We start from the raw sequence: 7,070 nt of genomic DNA, 5'->3' as shown, positions 1-7,070 counted from the left end.
TCGCACGGACACTGCGCTCGACGCGGCAGAGAAGCAGCTCCTGAACATCGCGACCGTACCAATTTACAAGATCCTCGCGGTCCAGGCCTATGCCCACTATGCGCTGACCGACGGCGAGATCGAGACGCTGTCAGAGATCGTGGCGGTCGATCTGCTGGCCGCGATGCTCGACAACATGCTCGACCGCGTCGAGCAGGCCCAGACGCATTATCAGACATTCGATCAGGCGACAGCGACCCAGTGGAAGCAACAGATCGCCGCGACCCGTCAGAAGTTCGCCCAGCGTGACGTGAAGCTCTCAAACAAGCTGCAGGTCACCATGCAGATCATCGATCGCAGCATCATGCTCGAGTCCACCCTCCAGAACTCGATGACGCCGGGGATGTCGTCCGCGCTCAATTTCTCGCGCGGGCTCAATGCACAAGGCCTGAATTAGGGCAGGGGAGCTGCGGCAATGGTGGAGGTCTTCACGGTTGGAGGTGGCGAGTATCTCGTCAACACCTTCAACGCCGTCGCTGCCTGGTCGGGGGGCGGGGGATATCGATCCCTGCTCCGCGTCGTGATGGTGATGGGTTTGATCTACTCACTGCTTGTCGTTGCGTTCACGCTCAACTTTCGAGTCTGGATGAACTGGTTCCTTCAATCGACGCTGATCTACCTTTGCCTGATGGTACCGACGATCGATGTGAAGGTGACCGACCGGATCAATCCGTCGCTGGCACCGGCGACGGTCGCGAACGTGCCGCTGGGGCTCGGGGTGCTCGCAAGTTTCACGACCCAGATCGGCGATTGGCTGACACGGACCGCCGAGACCGTCTTCGTTATGCCGGGCGAGCTCAATTACTCGAGCAATGGCATGGTCTACGGTGCTCGTCTGTACGATGCGACCCGCAACTTCGTCATCCGCGACGCTGAGTTTTCCACGAACCTAGAAGAGCATTTCAAAAAGTGTCTGTTCGGCGACGTGATGCTTTACCGCAAATCGCTCACCATCCTTGCGCGGTCGAAAGACCTATGGACGGATATCGGCCCCGGATCGGAGGCCCGTTCGCAGGAGTGGCTAGAGCGCCAGGGCGACGGCACTGTGAACAGCGCGATCGTCACCTGCCGCCAGGCATACGATATGCTCAACGCGCAATGGGCGCCGATGATAGAGGCAAACACGCCGCTTTGGGGCAAGGAACTCTATCCCAAGCTGAGCAACGCGCTCGCGGCGGACAAGCTCAAACACGATCTGCCGATCGCGAACGCCGCCTTCACTGGATCGGCGAGCAACTACTCTGACTCCATGCGGCAGAACACGGCCATCAATGCGTTCATGCAAGCACGAAACAGCATGGCGGGCGGCTCGGGCGCGACGACGATCGACACCTTCGCGCAGACTCGCGCCGATATACAGGCGCGCAACACCTACAATTCGATCGCTCAGCAGGCGATGGCCTGGGTGCCGATCTTGAACATCGTCTTGACGGTTGTCTTCTTCGCGATGTTCCCGGTGATCTTCCCTTTGTTCCTCATGCCCCAAACGGGGCTGACGACGTTGAAGGGTTACGCGATGGGATTCTTCTACCTTGCCGCATGGGGACCGCTGTACGTCATTCTCCATATGATCTGCATGACGAGGGCGGAGGCGGCCGCGGCAGGTGTTGCCAGCGGCGGCGTGACGCTTGGCACTTATGCCGGCATAGGTGCAGTGAATGGCGAAACGGCAACGATCGCCGGCTTCATGCTGATGAGTATCCCGTTCCTCGCCGCCGGCCTGGCGCGGGGAGCCATGTCGATAGCAGGGCAGGCGACGTCAATGCTCGCTCCCGCGCAGAACGCTGCCGAGGCGGCTGCGCTTGAGCAGACGACGGGCAATTATTCCTATGGAAATGTGAGCTGGGCGAATTCCACATCGAACATGCGCCAGAGCGACCAGTGGACGACGGCGCCAAGCTATATGGGCGGTGCGACCAGCGTTGGCTGGCGTCAGGACAACGGTGCGATCGTGTCCGGCTTCGGGAACGGACAGGAAGTGTTCGACACCAGCGGCGCAATCTCGCGGCTAGGGTTCACGCCGACGATGAACTCCGGAACGGTGGCGGAATGGAGAGAGATGGCGAGCGAAGCGCATCGTCAGGCGCAGGCGTTCGAGAACGCCGCGCAAGAGATCCTCACCAGCACGCACACTAACCGCAGCGCCTTTGGAACCTCGTCCGAGCGCTCTTCGGGCTTCGAATCCGGCGCAGGTAGTTCTGCAAATACCAACGTCGAAAAGTTTGATCGGACGACGGGTTCGAGCTCGCAAGGTATGGAGGAACGCTCGTCGACCGGCCAAAGTCAGCGGATCACGGAAGGTCACGATCGACAGGCAGGGACGACAGATCAAGTCGCCGGTTCGCTTGGTGGAGCGCTTGGTGGGGCTGGGCGGGGCGCTACTGGCGGGAAAGGCCGATTGGGCAACCTGCTGCCAAACGTCAGCGGCACCGTCAGCGTCAACAAGACCGGAACTCAGTCGGACAATCTGCGCTACGGGACGGATTCCAGCAGATCGACCGACAACTCCAGTTCATCGTCCAGCGGCATACGCGACGAACACTCTAACGGTTCAGGAGCGTCGACCTCCGATGGCACCTATGAGCGCTCAGGAGTATTCAGCCGTGCCTCGTCGACATCATCTTCCTCCCAAAGCACTGAAGATGCCCTTGCTCGGGCGCGCTCCTATACGGAGGCAGCACGCAAGATGGAGGAGCTGTCCGAGTCGCTCTCACGCGACGCCAGCTTCGCCGAAACACACGGAATGCAGCTCAGCGAGAACCTGAGTCAGGATCTCGCACAGTGGTATCGGCAGCAACAATTGCTCCATCCCAACCTGGATGCACCTGAGCTGTGGGCGACGAGCCTCACCGATCAGCAGCGGGCCGTCAGGTCGCAAATGATTCAACAGTGGTCACAGGAAAAGCGGGACGCGCTCTGGGGGGAGATCCAAGGCAGTATCGTCGAGCCGAATTTGGTCGATGTGCGCCGCGTTGATGTAGGAGGACCAGGGGATGTCCGAGCGTCTTATCGTCCGCACGGGGTTGATCGACTTGGCAGCGGCAGCCCGGGCGGCGATCCAAATGCCGCTGCAACAATCATCGATGAGGGTCGGGCCAGGCTGAGCGATGACAGAGTTGCCGCAGAGGCCGCCCGAACCAATCGAGCTGGCGCAACCGTTGATTTGCAGTCGGAAGTAAACCGGGATCAGAATCGCGGATTTTTCAACGATCCTGATCTTAGGAAATGAATGTGCTAATCACCAGGCCACGAACAGATAGACGCCAGTTCCTACAAGCAACACCAACGAGATGAAGCCTCCGATTGCTCTGCCGGGTGTGAGCGGTCTATCATCACTTGTATCAGCGACGTGAGGGTTCATCAGCTTTGTTCGCAATGACCTCATGTCGGATATCGAATTTATCGAAGCACGGTAGATCGTGCTTATGTCCCTATGAATGCTCGAATGGGGCCCCTTGGGCTCAGCTTTTTTGCCTCCCTACTTGCAGCTTGAGAGTGCCTCGAAGAGGTGCGGCCAGCGGTTCTTGAAGCGGCCCATCCGCGCCGCCGAGGCTGGCAAGCAAAGCTTGCCGGTTGAAAGCGTGTTAGTTTAAGCATATATGGAACTGACTCAACAGGAATGATCGAATGGTTCGTCCGGCAAATATGGGCTTCGTTGATGCGGATCGTGTCCTCCACGACCGCATAGTGGCAAGCACCGATCGCATCATCAAAATGATGCCGGCGGCGGCAAAGGCGGCCGCTATCAGCAGCATCGACGTACCCAGCCTGGTCTTTCATCTCGCTCTTGGTATCCCGGCGGTCGAAACAGATAACCCGGAGGCCGCAGAGCGGATCACGAACGCCATCGCTTTCAAGCGACGGATGATCGACGCGGCGGGCGGCGCGCTGACTGCCGAGAAGGTGCGCGCACTGCTTGGACACAAGACGATTCAGGCCGTCTATAAGGCGGTGAAGGACCGGCGATTGCTGATGGTCGAGGACAATGGAACAAAGCTTTTCCCGGTGTTTCAGTTCGACGGCAACGCGATCCTCCCAGGAATTTTGAAGGTTCTCGCTGCTGCTCCGCACACGACTGGCTGGGCCATTCTGCAGTTTCTCGTTAGCGGCGATGAGGGTCTTGATGGAATGAGCCCCATCGAACTCCTCAAGGGAAGCGACGCAGAGATCGAACGTGTCGTGCGGTTCGCCCGTACTCTCGAAGACTGACGCATATGGCAGCGAAAGGGGGAATGCCCGTGGCGACGATCGCCACGGGAAAGGTGCTTCATCGGGTTCACGGCGCGACGGTTGCTGCGAGATGGTACGGTCGCAAGGACGCCACCTGGCGGTGGGACGATCCAGCAGGCAAGTTCGGTGTTCTCTATCTTGGAAAGACGCTCATTGGCCCCTTTGCCGAGACTCTGCTGCGAACGCCAAAGGACCGCGATGTCCTTTGGGATCAGGTGGCCAGGAGGCGCGCGGCAAGCTTCACCGCTAGCCGGCCTATCCGTCTAGCCAAGGTGCATGGACCGGGCCTCGGCTGGTTCAGGACCACTGCCGCTGGTGTCTCGGCCGACTTCGATCCGGTGGACAATCCAGGCGCCTATGTGGTGCCACAGCAGATTTCCGCGGACATTTATAAGAGCACGAACCTCGACGGTATTCAGTACCGATCGCGGTTCGATACTGATGAACTCTGCATCGCACTTTTCGATCGGGCTGATGCTGCGATTTCGTTGAGTGCCGAGGGCGTGCCCATTGGCAAGGATTGGACCCGGAAATTGCTCGCCGCTCGTGGCTATACGCTTATCGAGCTCTGAATCCGGCCCGGCCGCTTATGGGGCAATTCCGCTCGCGGGCAGATCGAAAGGACCGGCCAACCACGAACTGAGATATTCGGCTACCATCGCGAGGAAATGCTCGCGTTGGTCGGACGCGGCGCGCGTGAACATTTCCAGCGGCCAGGCGAGTAGTCGATCAAACGGACGCGGGTGGATGGCGAAGCGGGCGGCGAGTGGGATCTTCAGTTCGGTGGCCGCGGCGGCGAAAAGGGCGCGCTGGATATGACCGTTTCCGTCGAGGAACGGATGGATTTTGCCGAACCAGCAAAAAAGGTGCGTCAAGGTCAGGAGTTGCACAAAAGGCGTAGCGGACCGCGCGGGAACCAGCTCGCGACGAACCTCGGACAGCATAAAATCAAGCTGGGAGGCGACTTTCTCAGGCTCCTCGAACGAAAAACTCTTTTGGGGGCTGAAGGCTTGGGGCGCCCCCGAACGCCGTCCCTCGAGCGAGGTCCCTGCCGCACCTCGGTAGGTGCCCGCATATTCGGGATAGCCTGGCGGCGTGATTCCAGTGAACAAGGTGCGGTGAACGTCGCGAGGATCGGTCAATATGGCAGAACGATAGGCGGCGTCGACAAGGATCTTTTGCTGCAGATTTGTGCATGCCTGCGTCATCACCGCATCGTAATTAGGCATGGCATAAGCTTGCCATTCTGGCGCTGTCGTCATTGTCGGCTCTTCCGAGATCTCGAATTTCGTTGAGCCGGCAGAATTGCCGGGCAGCCCTGCATCACAGAAACTCCTCACCTGCATGGTCGTCAAACAGTGCGGCATCGCGGACATAGCCGGCGACTGTGTCGAGCGACTTGTGGCGCGAGTGGTCCTTCATCTTGAACAGGTTCGCTCGCTTCGCGGCCGCCTCGGTAAGGAAACCCGCGCGTAGGGAATGCCCGGAGAACAGGGCTGGGTCGAGCCCGGCCGCCAGGGCCGTCGTCTTCACCAGACGGGCCACGGTCTTGTCCGTGATCGGATCGGCAGTCAGCGCGTCCCCCCGCGTCAACCGGCGAAACACCGGGCCCGTCCGGGGCTTGCCGGTAACGGGATCAGGGCCGATCAGATCGGCCGCCTCAAGCCAGTCGCTGAGGAGGCTGACAGGCCGGATATAACGGCCTTCGGGGATTGCAATCTCCTGGCCCTCGGCATCCTGATCGCCTTTCGAACGGGGGATTGATATCCGCACGCCCGAGGTCTCGAAATCGAGATCGGACAACTGCATACCGGCTATTTCGGACCGGCGAAATGCGCCCGCCATGCCGATCCCGAGGATCGCGCGATCGCGCTTGGCGCGCAGGCCTGCGGCCGTGATCCTCGCGAGCATCGCGGTGAGAACGTCCGCCGCTGCCGGCGCTTTTTGATCCTTCTTGCGCGCATATTTGCGGCGCACGCCCGCCATCATCTGCGCGATGACGCCGGCGGCATCACGCGCGGTGGGCGAGGCGAGACCCGCCTCCTTGTGATGATGGTTGATCGCCGCGACGCGCCGGCCGATCGTGACCGGCGCGATCCCCGCCTCGGCCTCGACATGGGCGAACAGCGCGACGATGTCCGGGTGGGCGGGCAGCGCTTCGACGTTGCGCGCGTCACAGAAGTCGCAGAAGCGGTTCCAGTCCGACGCATAGGCTTTCTGGGTAGCGTTGGCCTTCGACGCCGCCAGCGTATCACGGGCGCCGGCGATCTCCGCGAGAAGATCGGCAGGGAGGTTGGTCGATAACGGAAGTAGGTCGCGGGCCATCGCAGCCATCGTAGCGGATGGCCCCTTCGACGCCAATTCTTATGTCCGAGAATCGCGTTTATCGGACACAAGTCTGCGCTGCCGCCCCGTTTTAGCCTGCATCAGTTCCGCGTCCCACGACACGTCGGATAGCGAGTGCATCCCCAGAATTGTTTGCCAGCGCGATAGCCCTTCCGAGCGGTCCGGCGCTGCATCGAAGATCCGCACTGCGGGCAGCTCGGCGCGGATGCGCTTCCTGTCGAAGGCGAGCGAGGCGGAGTACTAGGCGATGGCGTCGGTGAAGGAGCCTGCCGGGTCTGTATCGTGAACGGCGCAGTAGTCGGTACTGGCATTCCAAGCGACTTGAGATCGTGCGCTGCCTGAGCGCGCTTCGCGAGCGCTTCCATGAGCGCGGGATCGCCGTTCCGCGCACGGATCGCGACCTGCTGCGGGCCTGTCTGCAGCGCGGCTAGGGCCGAGCGTATCTTAGTCTGGAG

At 60.7% G+C, this 7,070-nt stretch carries 7 protein-coding genes; 4 read left to right on the top strand and 3 right to left on the bottom strand.

Features of this window, described 5'->3' with window-relative positions:
• From B7Y89_RS18130 to B7Y89_RS18115, 4 genes are all read left to right on the top strand, one after another.
• Positions 1-436, top strand: a 436-nt coding sequence (locus B7Y89_RS18130) for a conjugal transfer protein TraH (protein WP_292940998.1), incomplete at its 5' end; no start/stop codon positions are given.
• 18 nt (positions 437-454) lie between these two features.
• Entirely contained in the window at positions 455-3,268 is a 2,814-nt protein-coding gene (locus B7Y89_RS18125; RefSeq protein WP_292940995.1) for a conjugal transfer protein TraG N-terminal domain-containing protein, read from the top strand.
• A gap of 398 nt (positions 3,269-3,666) precedes the next feature.
• Complete coding sequence (locus B7Y89_RS18120) at positions 3,667-4,248, top strand: hypothetical protein (RefSeq protein ID WP_292940992.1); 582 nt, start codon at positions 3,667-3,669, stop codon at positions 4,246-4,248.
• A gap of 23 nt (positions 4,249-4,271) precedes the next feature.
• Complete coding sequence (locus tag B7Y89_RS18115; protein ID WP_292941010.1) at positions 4,272-4,841, top strand: RES family NAD+ phosphorylase; 570 nt, start codon at positions 4,272-4,274, stop codon at positions 4,839-4,841.
• 15 nt (positions 4,842-4,856) lie between these two features.
• On the opposite strand, the gene B7Y89_RS18110 is transcribed toward B7Y89_RS18115, so the two are convergent.
• From B7Y89_RS18110 to B7Y89_RS18100, 3 genes are all read right to left on the bottom strand, one after another.
• Positions 4,857-5,615: a Fic family protein gene (locus B7Y89_RS18110; RefSeq protein ID WP_292941007.1), complete on the bottom strand. Its 759-nt coding sequence runs from the start codon at positions 5,613-5,615 to the stop codon at positions 4,857-4,859.
• Complete coding sequence (locus tag B7Y89_RS18105) at positions 5,593-6,594, bottom strand: site-specific integrase (protein ID WP_292941004.1); 1,002 nt, start codon at positions 6,592-6,594, stop codon at positions 5,593-5,595. Before B7Y89_RS18105 ends, B7Y89_RS18110 begins: the two co-directional genes overlap by 23 nt.
• A 101-nt stretch (positions 6,595-6,695) precedes the next feature.
• Positions 6,696-6,926, bottom strand: a complete 231-nt coding sequence (locus tag B7Y89_RS18100; RefSeq protein WP_292941001.1) for a topoisomerase DNA-binding C4 zinc finger domain-containing protein — start codon at positions 6,924-6,926, stop codon at positions 6,696-6,698.
• Positions 6,927-7,070 lie beyond the last annotated feature (144 nt).

Source organism: Novosphingobium sp. 32-60-15 (assembly GCF_002280675.1).
GTDB lineage: Bacteria > Pseudomonadota > Alphaproteobacteria > Sphingomonadales > Sphingomonadaceae > Novosphingobium.
This window is presented reverse-complemented; position numbering and strand designations above follow the sequence as displayed.